Here is a 22,841-nt window from a genome sequence, read left to right on the forward strand (position 1 = left end):
ATGCTCTTCCCCCGCCGCCGACCTCATCGTTGGATCGTCCAACAGCTTTGGGGGGTTGACCATGACGTCTCCGTTCGTGCCCTACAGCCGGCGCGATGTCCTGCACGCGGCGGCCGGGCTCGGCGCGCTCCTCGGCCTCGACCTGGCAGGGCTCGGCCAGAACGGGCCGGCCACGGCGGCGGGGCTGGGCCACGACGCGCGGACCGCGATGGCGGGGCCGTTCGCGTGGGTCGCGCGCCACGACCTGACCGCCGAACAGTTCCAGGCGGAATGGGACAGACTGGCGGGGCTGGGCTACCGCCCCACGCACGTCGACGGGTACACCGTCGGCGGCCAGGCCCGCTACGCGGGGATCTGGGAGCAGGCGCCCGGCCCGCCGCTGATCGCCAAGCACGGGCTCACCTCGGCGCAGTACCAGGCGGAGTTCACCCGCGTCACCGGCCTGGGGTATCGCCCGGTCGTGGTGAGCGGCTACGAGATCGGCGGGCAAGCGCACTTCGCGGCCATCTGGGAGCAGACCGGCGGCCCGCCCTGGGTGGCCCGCCACGATCTCACCTCGGCCCAGTACCAGGCCGAGTTCGACCGCCTGCTCGGCCTCGGCTACCGGCTCGTGCTCGTGGACGGGTACCAGGTCGGCGGGCAGGCGCGGTTCGCCGCGATCTGGGAGCAGACCGCGGGGCCCGCCTGGGTGGGACGCCACAACCTCACCGCCGCCCAGTACCAGGCCGAGTTCACCAGCCTCACGAACCAGGGCTACCGCCCGGTCCACGTCAGCGGCTACATGGTGGGCGGCACCGAGCTGTTCGCGGCGATCTTCGCGCACGGCGACGGTCCCGTCTGGTCGGCCAGGCACGGCCTCGACTCCGCCGCCTACCAGGCCGCCTTCGACGATCATCTGCGCCGCGGCTACCGGCCGGTCAAGGTGAGCGGGTACGGCCTGCCGCGCTTCGCCGCGATCTGGGTGAGCCAGACCGCCAACGACTTCTCCCGCGTCGACGCCACCGTCAACCGGCACCTGGCCGCCGCGGGTGTCGCCGGTATCTCGCTGGCGATCGCGCGCCGCGGCGCGCTGGTCTTCGCCAAGGGGTACGGCCTGGCCAGGCGGGACACCGGCGAACGGCTCACCGAACGGCACATCATGCGGGTGGCCAGCGTCTCCAAGCCGATCACGGCGGTCGCGGTCATGCGTCTCGTCGAGGCCGGCCGCCTGGCGCTCGGCCAGCGCGTCTTCGGAGCCGGCGCCCTCCTGGGGACGCGTTACGGCACCAAGCCGTACACCGCGGCGCTGCAGTCGATCACGCTCAGGCACCTGCTGGAGCACACCGCCGGAGGCTGGCCCAACGACACCACCGACCCGATGTTCACCAACCCCACCATGAACCACGCGCAACTGATCACGTGGGTGCTGGACAACCGGCCGCTGCAGTTCGCGCCCGGCACCAGGCACATGTACTCCAACTTCACCTACTGCCTGCTCGGACGGATCATCGAGCAGGTGACCGGGCAGGCCTATGCCGACCACGTCCGGCAGAACGTGTTCGTGCCCAGCGGGATCGGCAACATGCACCTCGCCGGCGACACGCTCGCCGCGCGCCGGCCCGACGAGGTCATCTACTACGGCTCCGGCAACCCCTACGCCATCCCGGTGCGGCGCACGGACTCGCACGGCGGCTGGCTGGGCTCGCCGGTGGACGTCGTACGGTTCGCGGTGCGCGCCGACGGCTTCCCCACCGTCCCGGACCTGCTGCGCCGCGACACGATCACCACCATGACCACACCGTCGGCGGCCAGCCCGGATTACGCGCTCGGCTGGAACGTCAACAACCTCGGCAACTGGTGGCACACCGGCCGCTACATCCCGGGCACCGAGGCCATCCTCGTGCGCACCGGGAACGAGTTCTGCTGGGCGGCCGCGTCCAACGGCAACAACGTCGACCTGGACACGATGGTGTGGGACGTCTACCGGTCCGTCTCCACCTGGCCCGCCCACAACCTGTTCTAGTCACCGGAGCGGGCCCGTGAACCCGAACTCGCCGAGACCCCAGGGTGCGGCACAGGAACAGCGCGGCCTGGGGTCTCGGCAAGGGGACGTGCGGAACGCTCAGCCGAGCCAGGCCGTGATCTGGGACATGGCGGTCGCGGACCAGCCGAGCTTGAGGTGGTTGAGCGGGAGCGTCGCCGTGGCGGCCCGGTTCGCGAGGCCGTCGGGCGCGGTGCAACTCGCCACGAAGACGGCGCCGTCGGACGGCCCTGTGTGCTCGTTGTGCAGCAGGGCCATGTCCGGCATGTTGCCGCACAGCTGGTAGACCGGCACGCTCGAAGGAGTCCCCGCGTTGATGAGGGACTGCACGAGCGAGCCTCTGTCGATGGCCCACTGGATCCCCCGGCCGGCGGTGTAGAAGCCGGTGCCGCCGTAATAGGTGGTGTACCAGTCCTGCTCGGCGGCGGGCAGCGGGTAGACGTCGTCCCAGCGGTAGAGCATGTCGTCGGAGCCCGGGTAGGCGGTGCCCTCGTAGCTCAGCTCGGGGTGGTTGCGCCACAGTCCGTAACAGACCATCTGGGTGTGGGGCGCGGGGGCGTTCAACGAGCCGCCGCATTCCGGAAATATCGCGAAATCGTGGGTCCAGCCGTGCCGGTAGCCCCAGTCGAATCCCTTGTTCGGCCCACCGACGAGGATCAGCTTCCTGACGTCGCCCGCGTAGGCCGTGCCCCAGGACCTGCGCAGCGACGAGACGTACATGCGGGCGTTGAACGCGCCCTTCGACCAGCCGATCACGTCCACCTGCGCGGCGCCGGTCTTCGCCCGGATCCTGGCGACGGCGTCGTGGATCTGCTCGGCCCAGTAGTGGCCGTCCCCTGTGACATGCGGGAAGCCGATCGCGAAGACCTTGTAGCCCTGGCCGCTGAGGTGCTGCATGAGCCCGGTGGTGGGGCAACTGGCCTGGCCGCAGCCGTACGAGCCGGCGGCGTTGGGGTTGGCCCAGGCCAGGTCGGCGGTCTGGTTGGCGCCGTGCACCAGCAGCACGGGGGTGGCCTTGGCACCCGTCTGCCAGCCCGGCGCGTGGTACAGCAGGAACCGCGAGGAGTGCGGGCGGGCGACGTCGCCGAACAGGCGCCTGGTCTGTCCCTTCTGATCGCCCCGCCCGTCGGGCGGGTAGGTCTCGGCCTGGAACCCGGTGGAGTTGTCCTTGTAGCGCTCGACGAGCGCCCAGCCGTTCTCCAGGCCCGAGGTGTAGGCGGCCTCCAGCGTCACCGACGCCGTCGCGGTCGCCGCCGCGGGTGTCGCGAGCAGCGCACCGGCTGCCAACGCGAGGGCGGCGGCCATTCGTGTCCACGAACGTCGTCCCATCAGACCTCCCACGAAGCTGAGATGAGCCAAGTTCGCCCGATCCGGAGGCGCCGGTCAATGTGAGCCGCACCCATAGTGCCGTGTCGGCCGGCACCTCGACGGGCTTGCCGCCGGCCGGCCGCCGGCCGCGCGCTGTCGTGGGAGGCGTCAACAGCACGGTGCCGATCGGCAGGCTGTTCTACCGTGTGCCGACATGATCGCGGGGCCCGACCGAGGTTCTCGTCCCGCCGATCGTGCATCCAAGCCGAGGTGACCCGCGGCCGGTATTCGGCGGATGGCACGTGAACGGCACTCCTCCGGCTAGCACTGGGAGCGGTCCGAGATGACCCGCTGGTCCTTCTTGGTGACCGGGTCGATGACGACGATCTTGGTGACTCTGGGGTTGAGCAGCAGCTCGAAACATTCCACGGTCTTCCAGACGCTCCCCGGGAGCACGCTTTCTCCGAGAACCACTCGGACCTCGCCGGAGGAATTCCGGGCATAGGCGCGCGACACCCGCTTCCACACGGCGTCCACCTGGTCCTTGATGGCGTCCCACGGCACCTCCGCGGGGTCCCAGTCCATATCTTTGCTACCCCAGGACGCCTGGGGAATTCCGCGACCGTCCATGAGGATCTCGAGCGTGGTGCCGTTCCTCTCCCTCGCGATTCTGGCGGCCTCGTCAGGTCCGGCGTACACGTATACATCTTTTCTCGTCTCGGTGCGGCCGGACCAGAAGAAGGCAGTGCCGCTGGGGGTGGTGTAGTTGTCGGCCCAATGCAGGCTGGCCTCCATCGCCCGGACGTGCGAGAGAACCAGTTGTTCCTTGCTCCTGATCAGGCCTATCCGGATCTCGGAGAGAGCTTCCGAGCCCGTTCTGGCAGCCGTGTAGGCGTTCTTGAGAGCCCGGAAGCCGGCGCTGACCAGCTTGCCGATCCCGGCGGCGACCAGCTCTTCGAGAACTATCGTGCCAATGTTGAGCAGCGTCTTGCCGAGCGATTGGTCACCATTGAGGAGGCGGTAGAACTCAAGGCCGACCTCGACAACGGTGAGCACCGCTCCGCAGACCCGGGTGAAACTACAGCCGACAGTGGCAGGAGCCCACCCCGTAGCGAACATGGTGTAGCCGTACTTGAGCGCCTGGAACGTGAGAACGTATCGCTGCATTCCCTCGAACGCGGGGTCCAAGACGGAGTTGACGCAGTTCTGGTAAGACTGGCTGTCTTGCGGATATATGTTGCAGAAGGCGGAGTTGGTGTAGGCCCGTGTGGCCAGGTCCTCCGGGTTTCCGATGACGTTCTCGATGCAGTTTCTGTAGAACCCGCCCTCTTCTAAGCCGTACAGATCCTCCAGCTTGGCGTAATCGTCCCTGGTGTACTCGTGACCGCATTTGGCGATTTCCGCGCCGACGGCAGATTCGTAAGCCTCGTAGGCCTCATTGGCCGCTGCGACAGCCGCCTCGGCGTCGGCGCCGGCCTCATTGGCTGACCTGTAGGCGCTGCGGGCCGCTGCGGTGGCCCTGTTGGCGGCGTCGACGGCGATCTCGTAGGAGGCGATCGCCCAGGTCGCCGACCGGATGGCGCTGCGAGCCGAGGTGTTGGCCTTGGTGGCCGCCTCACGGGCGGTCTTGACCGCGGCCGCGGCCTTGCTCACCGATCCGGCGGCTTGTTCGGCGTAGGCGCTGGCCTGCTGGGCATGGTCGGCGGCCCGCTTCGCCGAGTCGATCGCCTGCTGGGCGTAGGATGCGGCCTCCGCGGCCTTGTCGCGGGCGCGGGCGGCCACGCTCTGCGCTTCCAGCGCGTTCTGCATGGCCGTCTCGGCGGCCTGGCTGATCTTCTTGAGCAGACCGGCGACCGTAGCGAGGTGGATCGCGCTTTCGTGATCCCGCTCGGCCGCGGTGAACCGGCCGGTGCTGAGGAACTGCCGCAGTCCTGGAGCGGGTCCGTCCAAGGCGATCTGCGCGGCCGCCTTCACCTCCGGCCCGCTGTCCGGGCTGGCCAGGATCTGGTTGACCAGCACCCGCTCGCCGATGACCGCCGCGGTGTACTGGCCGGTGTCCAGGAAGTCCCGCAGCGCCTGCAGCGTGTCGGTGTCGAGGGCCTGCTGGGCCCGCTGCGCCAGCACGACGTCGCCGGCCGCCTTGGCTGCGGTCAGGATCTGGTTGACCTTCAGCCGGTCTGCGGCGTAACGGCCGGAATAGTTCTGAGTACGCAAGAAGGTGGCGACCGTCTGGTCACTGCCGGCCAGCGCGTTCTTGGCCGCTGTGGCCAGGGCGGCGTTCTCGGTCACCGCCAGGTTCATCACCGCGAGGCGGTTGTCCTGTGCGACGGCGCTGGGGATGCCGGTGCGGACGAACTCCAGCACGAGATCGTCGGCGCCGCCCAGCGCGGCCAGCGCCGCCTGTTTGGTCCAGGCGCCCTGGCCGTCGGCCAGGTTGAGCGCGGCCTTGCGGGCCGCCGTCACCGCGGCGGCACGCTCGGTGGCCGGGTCCAGCGCCACGGCGATGAGCCTGTTGGTTTCCGCGTCGCGTTTGGCGGCTTGGTCGAGGTCCCAGTCGGCGACGCGTTGCTGCGCCTCGTACTCGACGTTGGCGGCCCGGGCGATCTCCAGCCCCTCGTCCCGGGCCACCGCCAGGCGCTCGGCGTCGGCGGTGCGCGCCGCCTCGTACACCGCGGCTGCCTGGGTTGCGGTGTTCAGTGCCTCCTCCGCGGCCGCGACGGCGGCGTTGGCATGGCCGGTGGCCCGTTCCGCCGCCTCTGCGGCCTCGCCGGCGTGCTCCGCGGCGTCAAGGGCTGCGACTGCCGCGGCCTCGGCGTTGGCTGCTGCCCGGTTGGCGGCCTTTGCCGCCTTGTCCGCGGCGTCGATGGCTACCTCAAGATAGTCCTCGGCCGCCCGTGCCGCCCGGACGGCCCGCTCGGCGTTGGCCCGCGCCCTCGCCGCCGCGGCGACCGCTTCATGGGCCTGCGCGCCGGCCGCGTTGGCGTACCGGACCGCCGCGTCGTTGGCGGCCGCTGCCGCCAGAGCGTGCTCGGCCGCGGACGTGGCCGATGCGATGGCCTTCTGGCCGTTGGCCAGCGCCCTGCCCGCCGCTTCCGCCTGGGTGGCGAACTCCCGCGTCTGCTGGGCGATCGCGTTGGCTTCCTGCGCCGCCTGTCGTGCGACATCCGCCCTGTTGGCATCCACGGACGCCTCGGCTGCCGCCCGATAGGCCTCGGCTGCCTTCTGATTGGCCTTCGACGCCAGCTGCGACGCTCGTGCCGCCGCGGTGGCCGCGGCTCGCGCCGCCCGGTTCGCCGCCGCTGCCGCCTCGACGGCCACCTGCGCCGCCTCGGCCGCCTTCTGCGCCGCCCTGGCCGCCCGCTGGGCCTGCGCCTTCGCTTCGGCCATGTTGTCGCGCGCGGCCTCGGTCGCCTTGGCGGCCTCCGCCGCGGACCGGCGCGCCGCGGCCGCGGCGTCCTCGGCACGGTCAGCCTCGCCGGTGGCGTTGGCGGTCTCCTGCGCCGCCAGCGCACCGGCCGCCTCCGCCTGGCCGAGCAGATCCTCCAGCGTCGCGGTCTCGTCGTCCCGCGCCGACGCCACCGCCCAGCCATAGGTGAGGAACGCCTCCAGCGCTTCCGGCGTACCCGCGTCCAGCGCCTTCTGGCCTGCGGCGCGGACGTTCGGGCCACCGGTGGCGATGGCCTGGTTGGTCCGCAGCCGCTGGTCGGTGTTCCACTGCGTCTGCCAGCCGGACTCCAGGAACTTCCGCAGCGCCTGAGTGTCTCCGGAGTCCAGTACGGCCTGCGCCGCCTGCTTGACCTGTTCGCCGCCGGCGCTCATCAGCTGGTTCACCGACACCCGCGCGTCGATGTCCGACGGGCCCTGCCATCCGCTCTCCAGGAACGTGGTGATCGCGTTCTGATCACCTGCCGCGTCGGCGTCCAGGGCGGCCTGAGCCTTCGCGCGTAGCGCGGGACCGCCGTTGCTGATGACGCTCACGAGATTGTCCCGCTCGTCGAGACGCTGGGCCTGGCGCCATCCTTCGGCCAGGAACGCGCGGACCTGCTCGTCCGTACCCAGCAGCGCCGTCTCAGCCGCTGATCGGACCTGCGGGCCGCCCCCCTGCCAGGCCGCCACCACGTGGGAGCGATCAACGGCGACCGGCTGCTCGGCATGTGCCGGCGTCACCCGGAGCAGGTTGGCCAGCAGGGTCAGGACCACGAGTACCGCGATCGTCGCCTGCCGGCGCACCGCACCAGGGCGCGTTCGTCCCTTCATGACCGGTATCCACGCACGCACGTTCAGCCTCCGTCACCGCTCGAGCCTTCGCACACATGGGAGCGCTGAAGAGGCGCAACCGATCACCGTCCATTCAGCACTGCGGAGTGTCACACGACGCTCGAAGGCCCGGCAATCCCGGAGATGAGCGGATATACCGTCTACATACCGGGCGTCTCTAGCCTCGTTTCGTACCCGCGGATTGGCCGGGTCGGGGGAGTCACCGGAGGTTTGTGATCATGAATTCTCCACCACGCTGGGCGACGCTGGGTGTCGTCGCAGCGATGGCAGCGTCCTTATCCGTAGCTGTCGGGCCGGCGCCGGCCGGCGCATCCGCGATCTCGCCTCCGTCGCTGGTGGACAACGGCGTCCACCCCTACCCCGGCGCGGCGGAGATCCTGGCGGCTCAGAACGTCAGGCTGATCTCGGGCGACGGCCACATCCTGCTGGCCGACTGCGCCACGCCGGCGCAGGGCGACATCGGCCTGCTGAAGATCTGGACCACCGACGAGGCCATCGGCTCTGACGGGATCGGCCGGGTCTGCTTCAAGGTCACCGCATCCTCCGGCGTGCTGAACCTCGAAGTTCCGGGCGTGTTCGAGATCCGCGGCGACGGCCAGCGGGAAGGCACCGGTCACCAGGTGACCGCGCAGCTGCGCAGCGACGACGGCGAGCAGCTCACCGTCGACGTGGATCCGGACGGCAGCACTCAAGTGGGCCTGGGCGCGGACCCGGAGGCGTCGCCGACCATGCTGCTGCAACTGCGTGCCGGCACCGGCCCCGCACCGGGCACCGGCGAGCACGCGGCGGTCGGCAAGCTCGCCACCGCCGGCCGCGAGTGCACCGCGACGCTGGTCGCGCCCCGCTGGGTGCTCGGCGCCGCGAGCTGCCTGGCCACCGATCCGAACCAGCCCCAGCTGGCCGAGGGCCCGCCGGCCGGCGCGACCTATGTCGCGTTCCCCGGAAAGGCCGCCACCAAGGTCGACTGGCTGAGCCCTCGTCAGGGCCGCGACGTGGTCCTCGCCCGGCTGGCCGCCCCGATCGAAGGGATCACCCCGATCCCGCTGGCCGCCGCCGCTCCCACCGGTGTCGAGCTGTCCGCCGTCGGCCACAGCCGCGCCGCCATGACGGCCGCCGACTGGACCACCGACCGGCAGCAGAGCGCGCAGATCACCTTCACCGCCGCCACCCCCACGACGCTGACCGCCGCGGCCGGCCCGCTCGTGTGCAGCGGGATGGCCGGGGCGCCCGTGCTCAACGGCGGCAAGCTCGCCGCCGTGCTCAGTCAGGCGGGCCAGGCCGGATGCCCCGACACCGCCGGGAACGGCAGCGCCCTCACCGCCGCCCGCGCTGACGATCTCGCGACCTGGGTCAACGCCATCACCACCAGCACGGCCGACCACACCTGGTCCCTGGCCGACCTGCCCCCCGCAGCCGCTCCGGGCACCGCCGTGAGCGCCGGCGCCGACAGCGCCTTCACCGGAACCGGCCTCCCGCTGACCGCCACCACCGGCGCGACCTGGAAGACCGGAGACACCTTCAGCCCGGCCGTCGAACTCGACGGCACCACCGGGACCCTTTCGGCCGGCGGCCCCGCCGTCGTCACCGACGCCGACTTCAGCCTCAGCGCCTGGGCCAAACCCACCCTGGACACCTGGGATGGGCCCGCCTCCGCCGGTGGCACCGTTCTGTCCCAGGACGGCGTCAACACCGCCGGCTTCAAACTCTGGGCCGAGAACGGATCCTGGCGCTTCGCCATGAGCCGATCCGACGTGGCCAGCCCCGTCTGGGACACCGCCACCGCCCCCGCGGGCAGCGCTCCGACAGGTGTCTGGTCACAGGTCGCCGTGACCTACAAGGCCGCCACCGGCGTCGTGATCCTCTGGGTCAACGGACGGAACGTCGCCAGCGTCAGGCACACGGCGAAGTGGAAAGCCGCCGGCGCGCTGCGCGCAGGCGCGCACAAGACCGGCGCCGCGAGCCTCGGCGGCCACTTCAAGGGCGTCCTGTCCACTCTCCAGACCTGGAACCGGCTCTCGCTCACGCCCGCGCCGAACAATCACGACTTCGACGGGGACGGCCGCAACGACGTCGTCATCACCGACGGAGCCGGTGACCTGTGGATGTATCCGAACCAGGGCGGCTCTGGACTGACCACCGTCAACGGCGCCAACCGGGTCAAGATCGGCAGCGGGTGGGGCTCACTGAAGTGGATCGTCACCGACTGGGACGCCGACGGCCTGGCCGACGTCGTCATGAAGGGCTCTGACGGCGTTCTGTGGATGTATCCCAACCGGAGCGGACAACTGGTCTCCGGCGCCAGGAAGCAGATCGGCACCGGCTGGGCCAACTACGTCCACGCCGCGGGCAACGCCAACGACACGCCGCGAGCCGATCTGTTCGGCATCAGCAACAGCAACGGCGCGCTGTACTACTACCCCGACGGGGGCGGCAAGACGGCGATCGGCAACAGCGGCTGGACCGGCTTCCGCATCTTCCCCGCCGATTTCAGCGGCGACAACCGCGCCGATGTCATGGCGATCGACACCTCGGGCGAGCTCTGGTTCTACGCCAACACGAGCCAGAACGGTGTCACTCTTGCCGGCCGTACCCCATCCGGCACCGGCTGGAGCGCGTACAAGGTCGCGGCCATGGATCTGAGCGGTGACGGCAAGACCGACCTGGTCGCCCTCGACGGCAGTGGCAATCTGTGGGTCTATCCCGGCACTGGCAACGGTCGCTTCGGCACCCGCTCCCGGATCGGGATCAACTGGACGATCAACGCCATCGGCTGACATGCGCGATCCGGTGGGCTGGACGTCGGCGTCCAGCCCACCGATCTGTGGATCCTGAAGCAGCCGCACGGCCACCGTGTGGCTTTCCACCGGCCGGCCAGGCCCAGGGGCGCTCCCGCGCTTGTGAGCTTGTCCGGCTTCAGGACGGAGAGGGCCAGCGCGGCGTGGCCGGGGCTGCCTGCTCGAGCCCGGCCCAGTCATCCCGTACCGGGGCGAACGCCTCCACCACGACCGCCCCCTCCGGACCTGCCTGGACCTCATGGGGAACGTTCGCGAGGATGCGCCAGGAGCCGCCGGGCCCGAGGTCGCGGGTCTCCTCGCCCACACGGAAAGTGAGCGTGCCCTGTAGGCACAGGCCGATCTGCTCGTTGACGTGGCGGTGTTCGGGGACCAGGCCGCCCGGAGGCAGCTCGACGACGGCCAGGGTGAGCTGCTCACCGTGGACCACGCGGGCCAGGACGTCCTTCCAGACGAGGGTGGGCGGGATGGCGTTCAGGGTGGTCAGCATCAGACGGCTCCGTACACGGGTGTGGTCCATTCGGGATGACCGGCATTCTCACGGCGGCTGATCGCTTGCAGTAGGCGCTGTACGGCGAGCGTCGTCTCGCCCTGATGCCCGTCGCCGGCGGGCCGGCCGTCCACCTCGATCACCGGGGCTACGAGCACGGCCGTCCCGCACAGCAGGGCCTCGTCACAGGAGTAGAGCTCCGAGCGGTGCACGCGCCGTTCCTCGACGACGGCACCGGTCAGCTCGCGCAGGAGGCGCATGACCTGCCCGCGCGTGATGCCGGCGAGGATGTCGTCCGTGGCGGCCGGGGTGGCCCAGCGCTCGCCGGTCCTGATCAGCACGTTCGAGGTGGTGGCCTCGGCCACGTAGCCGTCGCCGGTCAGCATGATCGCCTCGTCGAAGCCGTTGCGTACCGCCTCGGTCTTGGCCAGCGCGGGCCCGACGTAACTGCCGATCACCTTGGCCCGGTTGGGCACCGCGGCGTCGCCGGTCCTGCGCCAGGCGCTCACCATGCAGCGCACGCCGCGCCGGTCGATGTAGTCGTCCGGCATGGGCGTCGCGGCCAGGTACAGGCGCGTGCCGCAGTCGTGCATCCGGACGGCCAGCTGCTCGCCCGCCTGCAGCAGGAGGGGACGTACGTAGGCATCGGCGCGCACGCCGTTGCGGCGCAGCAGCTCGGCGGTGAGGCGGGCCAGATGATCCGGACCGTACGGCAGCTCCAGCCCGAGTATGCGGGCCGAGCGCGCCATCCGCTCGTAGTGGGCCCGCGCCTCCAGCAGGTAGAGCTCCTGGTGGTCCGGGTTCCAGCAGGCCCTGATGCCTTCGAAGGTGCCCGTGCCGTACGAGACCGCGTTGGCCAGGACGCTGAGCCTGGACTCCTTCTCCGGTACGAACGCGCTTTCGGCGTAGACCTCGTCGTAAGGGGTTCCGAATCGCATGCCGCCAGAATGAGAGGCTTCGTCCGTTAAGCACAATCGACAGCTTCTTAACGAAGGGTTTAGCGTTTCCGCATGCTCGACCTGGCCAGGCTCCGCGTCCTGCGGGAGGTGGCCCGCCATGGGTCGCTCACCCGCGCCGCCGCCGCGCTGTCGTACACCACCTCGGCGCTGTCGCAGCAGATCTCCGTGCTCGAAAGGGAGGCCGGGGCCCGGCTGCTCGAACGGCACGCCCGGGGCGTGCGGCTGACCGAGGCCGGCCGGGCGCTCCTGGACCACACCGAGCGGATCATGACGGAGCTGCGTGCCGCCGAGAGCACGCTGGCCGCGATCTGTGCCGGGGAGGGCGGGAGGCTGCGGTTCGGGTCGTTCACGACGGCCAACGCCACGCTCATGCCCATGGCCGTACGCGCCTTCCTGCGCGAGCGGCCCGGGGTCTCGGTGGAGTTGATCGAGGCCGACCGCGATGAGGCCGTGGCCGCCGTCGCCGCGCACGAACTGGATCTGGCGCTCGTGTACGAGTTCCCCGCCGTGCCCCTGGTGCTTCCTTCGAACGTCGAGGTGCGCCCGCTGCTCGTCGACCCGCTGCACATCGCGCTACCGCCGGGCCACCGCCTGGCCGGGCGCGCCCGCGTCCGGCTCGCCGATCTGGCCGGCGAGCGGTGGATCCAGGGGGTGCACCGGGGATCCACCGTCGACGTCCTGCCCCAGGCATGCCGGCAGGCGGGGTTCGAGCCGGTCATCGCCTTCAGGACCGACGACCAGATGACGGTCAGAGGGCTGGTCGCCGCGGGGCTGGGGGTGGCGCTCGCCCCCTTCCTCACCCTCCCCGCGACCGCTCCTGACCTCGTCGTACGCCCGCTGAGCGAACCGTCGCTGACCAGGACCGTGATGACCGCCACGCCGGCACAAGCACCTCGGCTGCCCGCGGCCACCGCGATGATCGAGCAGCTGCGCTCGGTGGCCGCGCAGCTCCGGTCCGCCGAGGGGTCTGGACGGGCACCGGGCCATCCGGTATCACTTGACTGAGTCAACGTATTTATTGATTGGGTCAACGATGTCTGATCATCAGGGAACGTTCGGTCCACGACCAGCGGTGCCTGCTCGTTCGCCTGACCCGCAGCGGACGGGCCGCCCTGGGCGAGAACGCGCGGGCGCTGAGCGACGACGATCGGGCGCGGATCACCGCGGCGGTGCGGGCGGTCGGCGGACCTGCCGGGAAGGGGCGCCATGCGGGTGACGTTCGATCCGAACCCGGAGTGGGCCCGGACCGGCCGGCCGTACCCATGGGCCAAGGATCAGGATCAGCGTTTGCGCTTCTTCCGGCGGCCTCGGGCTCCCGGCGGCCGGGTGGGGACAAGACGGAGGGGATGGCGGGCGGTCTTGCGGAGCGGCTCGGCCACCAGCTCGCGTAGCTCCCGCAACCCCACGACATCGGGGTGCCCCGAGGCCAGGATCGCCTCCACGAACTCGTACGCGTCCCCGCCCCCCATCGCCCTGAGCTGCTCGACAAGCCCCTCAGGCCCCGCGAGCTCCAGCACCGACAGGAAGTTCTCCGCCCCCATCAGCAGGTTCTCCCGCTCGCTCAACGACCCGGGCCCCATCTCCCCCGCATCGATGAGCTGCGTCCACACGGCGGGCCCGAGGACGGGGTCGTGACGCAGGTCATGCAGAAGCCGCCCTCCGGGAAGGGCGTCGGCCAGAACGCGCAGCATCGCCGCCACCCGCGTACGGAACGGGCAGTCCCGCACGGCCTGCAGCAACATCTCGACGTCCTGCCCCGGCCGGGCCAGCCACCCCTGGAGCTCCGAGGCGGCGTCCTGCGGCGGATAGTGCTGGGCGAGCACCCCGAGCAGCTCGGCCGGCGGGGCGGTGGCCAGCTCGCCGACGAGCGGAGCGTCGCGGCCCTCGGCGAGGAGGCGGTCGCGGACGCCGCGCACGCCGAGCGGGGTGAGGCGGACCAGCGGGAGGTCGGGCTCGGCCAGGGCGGTGCGCAGGCGTTCGACCGCGTCCGGTGGCAAGGGCTGGTCGTCGTGGTCGAGGTCGCTGGCGTAGAGGGGGTCGGCGGGGCCGCGGGTGAGCTCCACGGCCCCGAGGTCGGACAGGACCTCGAACATGCGCCCCAGGTCCCGGGCGGCCTCGCGGCGCCAGAGATCGAGCAGGCGCTCTTCCTCATGGTCGAGAACGAAGTACTCCTGGCAGGCCAGCCACACCGTCTCTTCGAGCCGGACCACCGGCATCTCGTCCAGCCCGTACATGGAGTTGAGCACGTCCGGCAGGATCTCGCCGAAGACCTCGGCCAGGATGGGCTCGGGCCGCCACGTCACGACGGGCACGATGACCACCCGGCCCAGCTCCGGCAGCACCTCGAACGCGCGCCGCCACAACGCCTCCGGGTCGCGCAGCAGGGGTGCGGCCTTGGCCACCCGCAGGAGCCGGCCCTTGCTGGTGCGGGTCAGGCGCAGCTTCCTGGCCCAGGCGAGCAGCAGGTTGAGCTGCGGTAGTTCGGTGGCGCTGCGCACGCGCAACCGGTCCTCGCCGGTGCCCAGCAGGGCCGACACCTCCAGGGCGTCGGCGACGCGGAGGTTGCCCGCGTCGGTGAGGGCGCGGCCATCCTTGCCCACCCAATCGGCCAGGGTGATCAGACGCTGGACGGTCCGGCTGCGCGCGGCGGCCTCCGTCAGCTCGGACGCGGGAGGCAGGGAGACAGGCGGCTGGGGGAAGGCGCGTTCCTCGTCGATGCCGCCGTTCACGAAGCGGTTCTGCATGATCTTGTCGAGCACCTGCTCGTCGTACGGAACGCGTCCGGCGTCGAGATCGCGCTTGAACCGCTCGAACGCCCCCGGGACGGTGAGATCGACGCCGTGGTCGAGAGCCGTGTGCGCCCAGAACGTCGCCAGCCCCCGCAGCGTGGGATCGTCGAGCGCGGCCGCGTACTCCGCCCGCGCCCCGTCGATGATCTTCTCCGCCTCCGCGAGCGTGGCGCCGCGCGGGTCGCGGAGGCCCGTGACGTCGAGATAACGCAGGTACGTGCGCAGCACCTCAGGGGCGAGGTCGAGCTCCTCGCGCGGGGCCGTCACCTTGTACGGCACGTACCGCAGCAGGAAGAACCTGATCCCCGCCTCGTCCCAGTACGCCAGCCGGCCGTCACGGCTCTCGTGCCGCGCATCGACGGCGGCGGAGAGCAGCAGGTCATCGACCGGATGCCCGTGCTCCTCCGCCCAGGTGACACACCGCCGGATCAGCAGGTCCTTGGCGGCCTCGAACTCCTCGGCCTCTTCGGGCTCGAACCAGGTACGCACCGTTCAAGCCTCCCATCCCTACGGGGTCACCGTCTCGCCTGTCAGACAGAAGTCCTCAGAGGCCCAGGCATTGTTGCTTCACTTCACCCGTCAGGGCGGCGGGAGGAAGACCTTAAGAGTTCGGTAAGCCGGCTCCGCGAAGCTACAAGCACATCGAGGAACCGCCGGGCCGGACAGCCCCCAACCAGAAGGAACACCACCATGAGGACCATCGCCGCAAGCCTGTTCATCTCCCTCGACGGCGTCGTCGACGAGCCCGGGGAGTGGCACTTCCCCTACTTCAACGACGAGATGGGCGCGGCCGTGAGCAGCCAGATGGCCGACACCCTGCTCCTGGGCCGCAAGACCTACGACAGCTTCGCCGGAGCCTGGCCCGCCATCGAGGCCGAAGGCGGCGAGGACGCCGGCTACGCCAAGACCCTGGGCGACGCGCGCAAGATCGTCGTCTCGCGTCAACCCCTGGAGTTCACCTGGCGCAACTCCGAGCTGCTGCAGGACGACCTCGTCGAGGCCGTGACCGCGCTGAAGAACGAGCCAGGCGGCAGGATCGCCATCAGCGGCTCCGTCTCGATCGTCCGCCAACTGCTGCAGGCCGGACTGCTGGACGAACTGCACCTGCTGGTGCACCCCATCGCCGTGCGCAAGGGCGAGCGCCTGTTCGACGAGGGAGACACCACCATCCCCCTGGAGCTGATCAAGTCCGAGACGTTCTCGACGGGCGTGCTGTACCTCATCTACCGGCCCGCCAAGGCCACAGCCGAAGCCTCCTAGATGTGCCATCTCATGACGTTGGTTCCTCGCTGTCAGGCTTGGCGGGCGTGGGACGCGAGGCGTTCGGCGAGCGCGACGACGAGGTCGCGCAGCTCATCGGGGCGCTCGATGACGAACGGCCGGTCGAGTGCGGCGAGCGCCGGAGGCAACCAGTCGAGCCGCTCCACCCGTAGTTCGACGCGCAGCCAGCGCTCGGCCGCCCGGTCCTCGTCTGCCGCGGGCGCCTGCTCCTCCAGGCTCGCGACGCCGGCGGGAAGGTGAGCGCGGATCTGCTCAACGGTCCCGTAGATCCGCAAGGTCACCTCATGCCGGTACTCAGCCGTGGCGAACCCTGACAACACGCGCTGTGCCGGATCGGGCCCCACGGGCGCCTCGAACGAGCCGGGCAGGGTCCTCGCGTCTGCGATGCGATCGAGCCGGAAGGTGCGGCCCTCGCCGATCCCAGGGTCCGTGCCCGTGACGTACCACCGGCCCGAATGGGCGACGATCCCGTACGCGTGCAGCGTGCGCTCGCTGCGTCGGCCGTCGCGGTCGGTGTACCTGATCGAGACCGGTCGGCGGTGGCGTACCGCGTCGGCGATGGTGAGCAGGACCCCGGCGTCCGGGGTGTCGAACTCGCCGGGCTGATCCGTGAAGGCGAGAGACTCCAGGAGTGTGTCGAGCCGGCGGGCGGCGTGCTTGGGCAGCACCCGCCGGATCTTGGCCGATGCCGTCTCGCTCGCCGTATGACCCGCCGTCATCAACCCTGCTCGGCGGCCGGCGACCAGGCCGAGCAGCACGGCCAGCGCCTCGTCGTCGCTGAGCATGAGCGGAGGCAGGCGGTACCCGGGGGCGAGCCGGTACCCGCCGTAGCGGCCGCGCACCGATTCCACGGGCACGTCAAGGTCGATCAGCTGGTCCACGTACCGCCGCACGGTGCGCCCCTCGACGCCGAGCCGGTCGGCGAGTTCGGCCACCGTCCGGGTGCCGCCCGACTGCAGCAGCTCCAGGAGAGTCAGCACGCGGCCGGTGGGTCGAGACATGTCCACAGCCTAAGGCGAATACAGGACCGATTCTGTCCACTATTTCTCCTAGCCTGCGAGATGCACGCCTTCCGCACAGCCAAGGAGATCCCATGGACTTCGTCTCGATCCGCATCATTGCCGGCGACGTAGCGCGCCTCGTCGAGTTCTACGAGCGAGCCACAGGGGTGCGGGCGGTGTGGGCCACCGAGGACTTCGCCGAACTCAGGACCGCGGGCGCAACCCTCGCGATCGCCGGCACCCGCACCGTCCCGCTGTTCGCCCCGGGCTCTGTCCGCCCGGCGGACAACCACAGCATGATCATCGAGTTCCTCGTCGACGACGTGGACCGCGTTCACCGGAACCTGACCGGCTTCGTCACCGACTTCGTCAACGAGCCCACCACGATGCCCTGGGGCAACCGGTCGCTGCTGTTCCGCGACCCCGACGGCAACCTCGTCAACTTCTTCACCCCCGTCACGCCGGCGGCCATCGAGAAGTTCGCACGTTGACGCCGGCACAGTCGCTCACGCGGGCGTCCTGAGATCCCCCGCTCTGCATGCGGCCACCACGTCCAGCCATTGAGTAGAGCGTTCGTTCTAGAGGTGTGGTACGTTCTCACCACGCTCTAAATAGAGCGCTCGTTTTAGTGAGGGTTGGAGATCACATCATGAGCGGCACCAAGCAGTCGGTCACCGTCATCGGCCTCGGCCCCATGGGACAGGCCATGGTCGGCGCCTTCCTCGACCGCGGCTACGACGTCACCGTCTGGAACCGCACCCCGTCGCGCGCGGACGCCCTGGTCACGCGCGGGGCGGTGCTCGCACCGAACGTGGAGGAGGCCCTTGCCGCCAATGAGCTGGTGATCCTCAGCCTGACCGACTACGACGCCATGTACGCCACGCTCGAACCCGCCGCGGCCGCGCTGGCCGGCCGGATCCTGGTGAACCTCAGTTCGGACACGCCCGACAAGGCCCGGGCCGCGGCCCGCTGGGTAGCCGAGCGGGGCGCCGTCCAGCTGACCGGCGGCGTCACCGTGCCGCCCTCCGGGATCGGCCAGGCCGAATCGTCCACCTTCTACAGCGGCCCGCGTCAGGTCTTCGACCAGCACCGGCCCGCGCTCGAAGTCATCACGGGGCGGACCGACCACCGAGGAGAAGACCCCGGGCTCGCCGCGCTCATGTACCAGATCGGCATGGTCATGTTCTGGACGTCCATGCTGAGCTACTGGCAGGCCATCACCCTCGCCGACGCCAACGGCCTGACGGCGGCGGACATCCTGCCGCACGCCGTGGAGACCGCGAACTCGCTGCCGGGATTCTTCTCCTTCTACGCCGAGCGCATCGACGCAGGGCGGCACATCGGCGACGTGGACCGCCTCGCCATGGGGATGGCCAGCGTCGAGCACGTCCTGCACACCAACGCCGACGCGGGGGTCGACACCACGCTCCCGGCCGCGGTCGTCGAGCTCTTCCGGCGCGGCATGGACGCCGGCCACCCCGCGGACAGCTTCTCGATTCTGGTGGAGTCGATGAAGAAGCCGGAAGCGTAACAGCACCGGACATGATCAGCAGGGCGTACCGGGCCTTGAGCCTGCGGCTCGACGCCTCCTGCTACGGTGCTCCTCAGCGAGCACCGCCGCAAGGTCGGCCGCCGGCACCACGGGTCCGGCCCGGCCGGCTCACCCCTCCCGAGGAGAGATACTGCGACGAGACAGACTCCCGCGGCCGAAACTGGTCATCGCATCAGTGCTGAGCCTGCTCCTGTTGTGCGGCTGCGCCATCGACAAGGGCACCGCCCTCGCCGCGGACTTCAACGAAGCCTGGGCCGGAACGCCGGACGTGACGAAGATCCACACGACCGAGAACAACACGCTTCCCTTCGCCGGCATGGCGACCGGCACTCTCGTCCTCAAGGACGGCACGCCGGCCGACCGCGTCACCGGGCTGGCGAACGATCTCAGGCGGTACGTCGCCGAGCACCGCACCACCACCGGCCGGATCACGGCGGGCTCCGTCACCTTCACCGTCGTCGCGGACCAGGAACGCGCCGACGAGGTCCTGGCACTCTGGCGGTCGCTCACGGCTGACGACCGGATGCTGACCGGCGACATCAGCGACGCGTCCACGAAGGAGGCCGCCCGCTGGCGGATCGAGCTCACCGCGGCCGCCGACGCGGTGGCGCTGTTCAAGGACGTGGTCGCCGACGGCGAGCAGCACCGGCCCCTGTCGGACGTGATGTCCCTGAGGATCCGCGCGGGCCGCGACGCACGACCCGGAGTCGCCGTCGAGACCGACTTCAACGGCGCCCTCCCCACCGAGGCGATCGCCGCATACGAGGCGGTGGCCGCCCGGTACACCGTCGTCCGAGCCTTTCTGACACCCGATCGTGCGAGCATCGTGGTCGCGAAGGACGCCGAACAGGCCCGCGCCCACGAGCTGGCCGAGGCGGCGGCACCCGGCCTCGGCGCCGACGTCAAGGTCACCAGTGACAGCGGCCCCTGAGGCCCGCATGTGATTCGGCGGGCCGCCGCTTCACCGCGCCAGGGCTGCGAAGCTGAGCGTCATTGATCCAGGTCGCCCGGGCGAAGAGGTGTCAGCGGCCGCGACAAGTGGACGAGGCGACGGCGCGTCAGGATCCGCTCGACAGCGACCAGATGATTACCTGGAGTGACAGGACAATCACGGTACGACGAGCGAGGAAGCCCGGCGATGAGCATCGGAGAGCTGTGCATCGGCGCTGTCATCCCCCGCACCGGCAGGTTGTCCCGGCTGGGTGATCCCCTGTCCTTCGTCCTGGATCTCCTGGCACCGGCCGTGACCCACGTCGTCAACGACGGCCGGCGACACGACCTCCGCCTGGCCGGCCGGGACAGCCGCTCCGACCCGGCCGTGGCCCGCCGGGCGGTGCACGAGCTTGTGGAGCACGAGCGGGCGCAGATCGTGCTCACCCTGGGCGGCACCCAGGTACTGCCCGCGGTCGCCGACACCTGCGAAGAGCTCGGCGTGCCCTGTGTGTCCACGACTTTCCCCTGGCAAGCCTACGTGTACGGGCGCGACAGGGACCCTTCACGCCCCTTCGCCTGGACCTACCACTTCGCCTGGGGCCTGGACGACATCGCCGACGTCTTCACCGAGATGTGGCGACTGTGCGCGCCGCGCTCCGCCCCGGTCGGCTGCCTGTGGAACGACCAACTGCCGGGTCGCCTGCTGCGCCACCCCCACCACGGCTTCCTGCCCCGAGCCGCCGAAAGCGGGCACCCGCTGGTGGACCCCGGCGGCTACCCGGAACCCGCCACCACCTTCACCTCCTCCATCGACCGGTTCCGGCACGCGGGCACCGAGATCATCACCACCGCCGCGACCGAGACCGACCTGGCCCTCTTCCACCGTCAAGCCACCGAGCACGGGCTGCGTCCCCGCCTCATCACCTCCTCCCGCTGGCTGACCTATCCGTGCACCTCCACGGCGAGCGACCTGAGCGACGCGGGCATCGCCACCCTCGTCTACTGGTCACCACGCCACCCCTACCGCTCCAGCCTGGACGGAACCACGCCCGCCCTGCTGGCCGAGACCTACGAGCAACGCACCGGCAACCAATGGCTGCAACCCCTGGGCCTGGCCTACGCCCTGGTGGAGGTGGCCGTCCACGCCCTGTCCACCGCGGGCGACCCCGCCGACCGGCGTTCGGTCGCGGAGGCGATCAGCCGCACCCGGCTGCACACCATCGCGGGCCCCTTGGACTGGACCAGCGGGCCGACCCCCAACGTGGCCCTGATCCCCCTGGTGGGCGGGCAGTGGCGGCCGGGCGGGAGGCATCCGGCCGAGCTGGCGATCGTGACGAACGCCCGCCTGCCCGAGATACGCCCCGACGCCGACCTCGCCTTCGCGCGCTGATGCCGGGATCCTGCGACCAGCCTCACCGTGGGGCGAGGCCCGGACCGGTGCCGCTCAGCACGTCAGGACGGCTCTCAGCACCGTGTGATCGTCCGAGCTGACCCGATCGTGCGCGATCTCCGGGGCGGGCTTTCCGTACGTCCCGCCGTCGCGTGTGTTCCCCGCCGAGGTCAACATCAACGTCAGCGCCACGCTCACCTTTCGCATGGGCGCGAGCGTAGGCGGCGGTACTTGGAGCTCACTGTGAACGAGGCTGCGACCTGCGCTCCCATACCCCAGGAGAGCGCTTTCTCCTATCCTTGCACCATGGAACTAGCGGAGATCCGCACCTATCCCATCAAGTCCGTCAAAGGCATCTCCCGCTCCTCCGCCCGGATCCTCCCCTGGGGTCTGGAAGGCGACCGCCGCTGGGCCGTGGTGGACCCGCTGGGAGAGCTGATCTGGGTGGGCGAACACCCCCAGCTCCTCTCGGTCTCGGCCGCCGAAACCCCCGAAGGCGACCTCCTCCTGTCAGCGAGGGGCATGGGCGAGCTCAGGGTCCCCCCGGCCACCGGCGACACGATCCCCGTGGGTTTCTCCAACTTCGGCCGAGCCGTCCTCGCCCACGCCGACGCCCATGAATGGTTCACCCGCCTGCTCGGCAAGCCGGCCCGCCTCGTCTGGCAGGACGACCCGCGACGCCGCACCGTCACCGAGGAGACCGGCAGCCTCCCCGGCGAGGTCGCCACCTTCGCCTGGGACGCCGCACTCCACCTGGTCTCCCGGAGCTCGCTGAGACGCCTCGACGACTGGATCGCCGAAGGCGCCATGGAACGCCAGGAGCTCCCCCCGCAGCCCCTCGACATCGCCCGCTTCCGGCCCAACTTCGTCATCGACGGCGAGGAACCCTTCGCGGAGGACACCTGGACGTCGGTCCGCATCGGCGAGATCGACTTCCGCGTCTCGGAGTTGTGCGACCGCTGTGCCACCACCACCTGGGACCCGGCCACCCAGGACCGCGGCAAGGAGCCCCTGAGAACCCTGGCCAAACGCCGCCGATGGAACGGAGCGTCCTGGTTCGGCATCCGCCTGGTTCCCGAGAACCTCGGCGAGCTGAAGGTCGGTGACGAAGTGCGGTGCGCTGTTTCACTGCCTGAGGGGTCCGATGCCGGCGAGGACCGCTTGGAGCACCCGGTCGATGTAGGCGTGCGTCAACGGCTCATGGGTGATCAGCAGCCTGTAGTACAGCGGTCCTGACAGGATCTCGAAGGCCAGGTCCAGGTCGAAATCGGGGGCGAGCTGCCCCTGCTCCTCGGCGGCCTTGAGCCGGGTCAGGGTGTCGGCCGCCTGCGGACGGATGAAGCGTTCGTTGAGGGCGGCGGCGACCTCGGGATTGTGCTGCGCCTCGCCGATCAGGTCCGGGTACAGCGGCCCCCATGGCGGCCGGCTCAGCAGGTCGCAGGCCCGCCGGCCCGGATCGGGACCGTCTTCGAGCCGGATCACGCGACGCCGTCCCCTGGGGTCGCTCAACCGGCGGCCGCTGGCCGCCCGGGTCGCCCACGCCCTGGGGTTCGAGCCCGCCGAGCCGATCGTGGACGAGTGCCACAACCTGGTGGAGCTCCGCGACGGGGTCTGCCTGCACCGCAAGGGCGCGGCGCCGGGTGACGGCCGCGACGTGCTCATCGCCGGTACGCGTGGCACCCCGTCCTACCTGGTGGCCGGCCACGCGGGGCCGGAGGCCGGCCACTCGGTGGCGCACGGCGCGGGACGCAAGATGTCGCGTGCGGACGCGCTGCGCCGGGGGCGGGCCAAGCACACGGTCGAGGAGCTGCGCCGCACCCCGGATGGGGTCGCTGGTGGTGTGCGGCGACCGGCAGCTGCTCTTCGAGGAGGCGCCGACGGCGTACAAGCGCATCGAGCAGGTGATCGCCGACCTCGTCGACCATGGCCTGGCCACGCCCGTGGCGACCACGATCCCGCTGGTCACCTACAAGACGCCCGACCTGGGGGCCTCGCCTCGTCGCCGCCGCAAGCGGGGGCAGCCGTGAGCGTCCATCCGCTCCTGCCGG

The 22,841-nt window shown here is 70.6% G+C and carries 18 protein-coding genes and 1 pseudogene; 11 read left to right on the forward strand and 8 right to left on the reverse strand.

Going from position 1 to position 22,841, the window contains the following annotated elements:
• The first annotated feature begins 61 nt into the window (after window positions 1-61).
• Entirely contained in the window at window positions 62-2,002 is a 1,941-nt protein-coding gene (locus tag AB0I79_RS43235) for a serine hydrolase (protein ID WP_357886154.1), read from the forward strand.
• 99 nt (window positions 2,003-2,101) lie between these two features.
• On the opposite strand, the gene AB0I79_RS43240 is transcribed toward AB0I79_RS43235, so the two are convergent.
• Together AB0I79_RS43240 and AB0I79_RS43245 are read right to left on the reverse strand one after the other, a co-directional pair.
• Entirely contained in the window at window positions 2,102-3,349 is a 1,248-nt protein-coding gene (locus AB0I79_RS43240) for a hypothetical protein (RefSeq protein WP_357886156.1), read from the reverse strand.
• Window positions 3,350-3,649: 300 nt separating this feature from the next.
• Window positions 3,650-7,585, reverse strand: a complete 3,936-nt coding sequence (locus AB0I79_RS43245) for a hypothetical protein (protein ID WP_357886158.1) — start codon at window positions 7,583-7,585, stop codon at window positions 3,650-3,652.
• 284 nt (window positions 7,586-7,869) lie between these two features.
• Between AB0I79_RS43245 and AB0I79_RS43250 the strand changes: the two genes are divergently transcribed.
• The gene (locus AB0I79_RS43250) at window positions 7,870-10,380 is read left to right on the forward strand and encodes an FG-GAP-like repeat-containing protein (RefSeq protein ID WP_357886159.1); all 2,511 of its coding nucleotides are present in this window, start codon (window positions 7,870-7,872) and stop codon (window positions 10,378-10,380) included.
• 139 nt (window positions 10,381-10,519) lie between these two features.
• On the opposite strand, the gene AB0I79_RS43255 is transcribed toward AB0I79_RS43250, so the two are convergent.
• Window positions 10,520-10,888 (reverse strand): cupin domain-containing protein, encoded by a 369-nt coding sequence (locus tag AB0I79_RS43255; RefSeq protein ID WP_357886161.1) that lies wholly within the window; start codon window positions 10,886-10,888, stop codon window positions 10,520-10,522.
• A complete protein-coding gene (locus AB0I79_RS43260; RefSeq protein ID WP_357886162.1) occupies window positions 10,888-11,826 on the reverse strand; it encodes an aminotransferase class IV in 939 nt (312 codons plus the stop codon). Before AB0I79_RS43260 ends, AB0I79_RS43255 begins: the two co-directional genes overlap by 1 nt.
• 72 nt (window positions 11,827-11,898) lie before the next feature.
• Here AB0I79_RS43260 and AB0I79_RS43265 point away from each other — a divergent pair, with 72 nt between their 5' ends.
• A complete protein-coding gene (locus tag AB0I79_RS43265; RefSeq protein WP_357886164.1) occupies window positions 11,899-12,852 on the forward strand; it encodes a LysR family transcriptional regulator in 954 nt (317 codons plus the stop codon).
• A 275-nt stretch (window positions 12,853-13,127) separates the two neighbouring features.
• Here the strand turns inward: AB0I79_RS43265 and AB0I79_RS43270 are convergent, their stop codons facing one another.
• A complete protein-coding gene (locus AB0I79_RS43270) occupies window positions 13,128-15,125 on the reverse strand; it encodes a hypothetical protein (RefSeq protein WP_357886166.1) in 1,998 nt (665 codons plus the stop codon).
• Window positions 15,126-15,326: 201 nt separating this feature from the next.
• On the opposite strand from AB0I79_RS43270, the gene AB0I79_RS43275 reads away from it, so the two are divergent.
• Window positions 15,327-15,896: a dihydrofolate reductase family protein gene (locus AB0I79_RS43275; protein WP_357886168.1), complete on the forward strand. Its 570-nt coding sequence runs from the start codon at window positions 15,327-15,329 to the stop codon at window positions 15,894-15,896.
• Between the two features lie 32 nt (window positions 15,897-15,928).
• Here AB0I79_RS43275 and AB0I79_RS43280 read toward each other — a convergent pair whose 3' ends face one another.
• Complete coding sequence (locus AB0I79_RS43280) at window positions 15,929-16,918, reverse strand: YafY family protein (RefSeq protein WP_357886170.1); 990 nt, start codon at window positions 16,916-16,918, stop codon at window positions 15,929-15,931.
• Between the two features lie 92 nt (window positions 16,919-17,010).
• Here AB0I79_RS43280 and AB0I79_RS43285 point away from each other — a divergent pair, with 92 nt between their 5' ends.
• From AB0I79_RS43285 to AB0I79_RS43300, 4 genes are all read left to right on the forward strand, one after another.
• Entirely contained in the window at window positions 17,011-17,409 is a 399-nt protein-coding gene (locus tag AB0I79_RS43285; protein ID WP_357886172.1) for a VOC family protein, read from the forward strand.
• A gap of 158 nt (window positions 17,410-17,567) precedes the next feature.
• Window positions 17,568-18,449: an NAD(P)-binding domain-containing protein gene (locus tag AB0I79_RS43290; protein WP_357886174.1), complete on the forward strand. Its 882-nt coding sequence runs from the start codon at window positions 17,568-17,570 to the stop codon at window positions 18,447-18,449.
• A gap of 196 nt (window positions 18,450-18,645) precedes the next feature.
• Window positions 18,646-19,401, forward strand: a complete 756-nt coding sequence (locus AB0I79_RS43295) for a hypothetical protein (RefSeq protein ID WP_357886176.1) — start codon at window positions 18,646-18,648, stop codon at window positions 19,399-19,401.
• A gap of 207 nt (window positions 19,402-19,608) precedes the next feature.
• Entirely contained in the window at window positions 19,609-20,793 is a 1,185-nt protein-coding gene (locus AB0I79_RS43300) for an ABC transporter substrate-binding protein (RefSeq protein WP_357886178.1), read from the forward strand.
• Window positions 20,794-20,847: 54 nt separating this feature from the next.
• Here AB0I79_RS43300 and AB0I79_RS43305 read toward each other — a convergent pair whose 3' ends face one another.
• On the reverse strand, window positions 20,848-21,000 hold the full coding sequence (locus AB0I79_RS43305; protein ID WP_357886180.1) for a hypothetical protein: 153 nt from the start codon (window positions 20,998-21,000) through the stop codon (window positions 20,848-20,850).
• 99 nt (window positions 21,001-21,099) lie between these two features.
• Between AB0I79_RS43305 and AB0I79_RS43310 the strand changes: the two genes are divergently transcribed.
• Window positions 21,100-22,029, forward strand: a complete 930-nt coding sequence (locus AB0I79_RS43310; RefSeq protein ID WP_357886182.1) for an MOSC domain-containing protein — start codon at window positions 21,100-21,102, stop codon at window positions 22,027-22,029.
• On the opposite strand, the gene AB0I79_RS43315 is transcribed toward AB0I79_RS43310, so the two are convergent.
• Window positions 21,919-22,455 (reverse strand): TetR-like C-terminal domain-containing protein, encoded by a 537-nt coding sequence (locus AB0I79_RS43315; RefSeq protein WP_357886184.1) that lies wholly within the window; start codon window positions 22,453-22,455, stop codon window positions 21,919-21,921. The two genes, AB0I79_RS43310 and AB0I79_RS43315, sit on opposite strands and share 111 nt — an antisense overlap.
• Here AB0I79_RS43315 and AB0I79_RS43320 point away from each other — a divergent pair.
• Window positions 22,385-22,549, forward strand: a pseudogene (locus tag AB0I79_RS43320) (RtcB family protein); the annotation flags it as partial. The gene AB0I79_RS43315 and the pseudogene AB0I79_RS43320 sit on opposite strands and share 71 nt — an antisense overlap.
• 67 nt (window positions 22,550-22,616) lie before the next feature.
• Entirely contained in the window at window positions 22,617-22,820 is a 204-nt protein-coding gene (locus AB0I79_RS43325) for an RtcB family protein (protein WP_357886186.1), read from the forward strand.
• The last annotated feature ends 21 nt before the right edge of the window (window positions 22,821-22,841 follow it).

The sequence above is a fragment of the Nonomuraea sp. NPDC050202 genome (genome assembly GCF_040656115.1).
GTDB lineage: Bacteria > Actinomycetota > Actinomycetes > Streptosporangiales > Streptosporangiaceae > Nonomuraea.

What these genes read in the sequence shown, in the direction of transcription:
- AB0I79_RS43325 (WP_357886186.1), top strand. Translation starts at nt 22,617, where the DNA reads ATGGGGTCGCTGGTGGTGTGCGGCGACCGGCAGCTGCTCTTCGAGGAG.
- AB0I79_RS43235 (WP_357886154.1), top strand. Translation starts at nt 62, where the DNA reads ATGACGTCTCCGTTCGTGCCCTACAGCCGGCGCGATGTCCTGCACGCG.
- AB0I79_RS43290 (WP_357886174.1), top strand. Translation starts at nt 17,568, where the DNA reads ATGAGCGGCACCAAGCAGTCGGTCACCGTCATCGGCCTCGGCCCCATG.
- AB0I79_RS43315 (WP_357886184.1), bottom strand. Translation starts at nt 22,455, where the DNA reads ATGAGCACGTCGCGGCCGTCACCCGGCGCCGCGCCCTTGCGGTGCAGG.
- AB0I79_RS43260 (WP_357886162.1), bottom strand. Translation starts at nt 11,826, where the DNA reads ATGCGATTCGGAACCCCTTACGACGAGGTCTACGCCGAAAGCGCGTTC.
- AB0I79_RS43310 (WP_357886182.1), top strand. Translation starts at nt 21,100, where the DNA reads ATGGAACTAGCGGAGATCCGCACCTATCCCATCAAGTCCGTCAAAGGC.
- AB0I79_RS43305 (WP_357886180.1), bottom strand. Translation starts at nt 21,000, where the DNA reads ATGCGAAAGGTGAGCGTGGCGCTGACGTTGATGTTGACCTCGGCGGGG.
- AB0I79_RS43255 (WP_357886161.1), bottom strand. Translation starts at nt 10,888, where the DNA reads ATGCTGACCACCCTGAACGCCATCCCGCCCACCCTCGTCTGGAAGGAC.
- AB0I79_RS43275 (WP_357886168.1), top strand. Translation starts at nt 15,327, where the DNA reads ATGAGGACCATCGCCGCAAGCCTGTTCATCTCCCTCGACGGCGTCGTC.
- AB0I79_RS43265 (WP_357886164.1), top strand. Translation starts at nt 11,899, where the DNA reads ATGCTCGACCTGGCCAGGCTCCGCGTCCTGCGGGAGGTGGCCCGCCAT.
- AB0I79_RS43300 (WP_357886178.1), top strand. Translation starts at nt 19,609, where the DNA reads ATGAGCATCGGAGAGCTGTGCATCGGCGCTGTCATCCCCCGCACCGGC.
- AB0I79_RS43250 (WP_357886159.1), top strand. Translation starts at nt 7,870, where the DNA reads ATGGCAGCGTCCTTATCCGTAGCTGTCGGGCCGGCGCCGGCCGGCGCA.
- AB0I79_RS43280 (WP_357886170.1), bottom strand. Translation starts at nt 16,918, where the DNA reads ATGTCTCGACCCACCGGCCGCGTGCTGACTCTCCTGGAGCTGCTGCAG.
- AB0I79_RS43245 (WP_357886158.1), bottom strand. Translation starts at nt 7,585, where the DNA reads ATGAAGGGACGAACGCGCCCTGGTGCGGTGCGCCGGCAGGCGACGATC.
- AB0I79_RS43285 (WP_357886172.1), top strand. Translation starts at nt 17,011, where the DNA reads ATGGACTTCGTCTCGATCCGCATCATTGCCGGCGACGTAGCGCGCCTC.
- AB0I79_RS43240 (WP_357886156.1), bottom strand. Translation starts at nt 3,349, where the DNA reads ATGGGACGACGTTCGTGGACACGAATGGCCGCCGCCCTCGCGTTGGCA.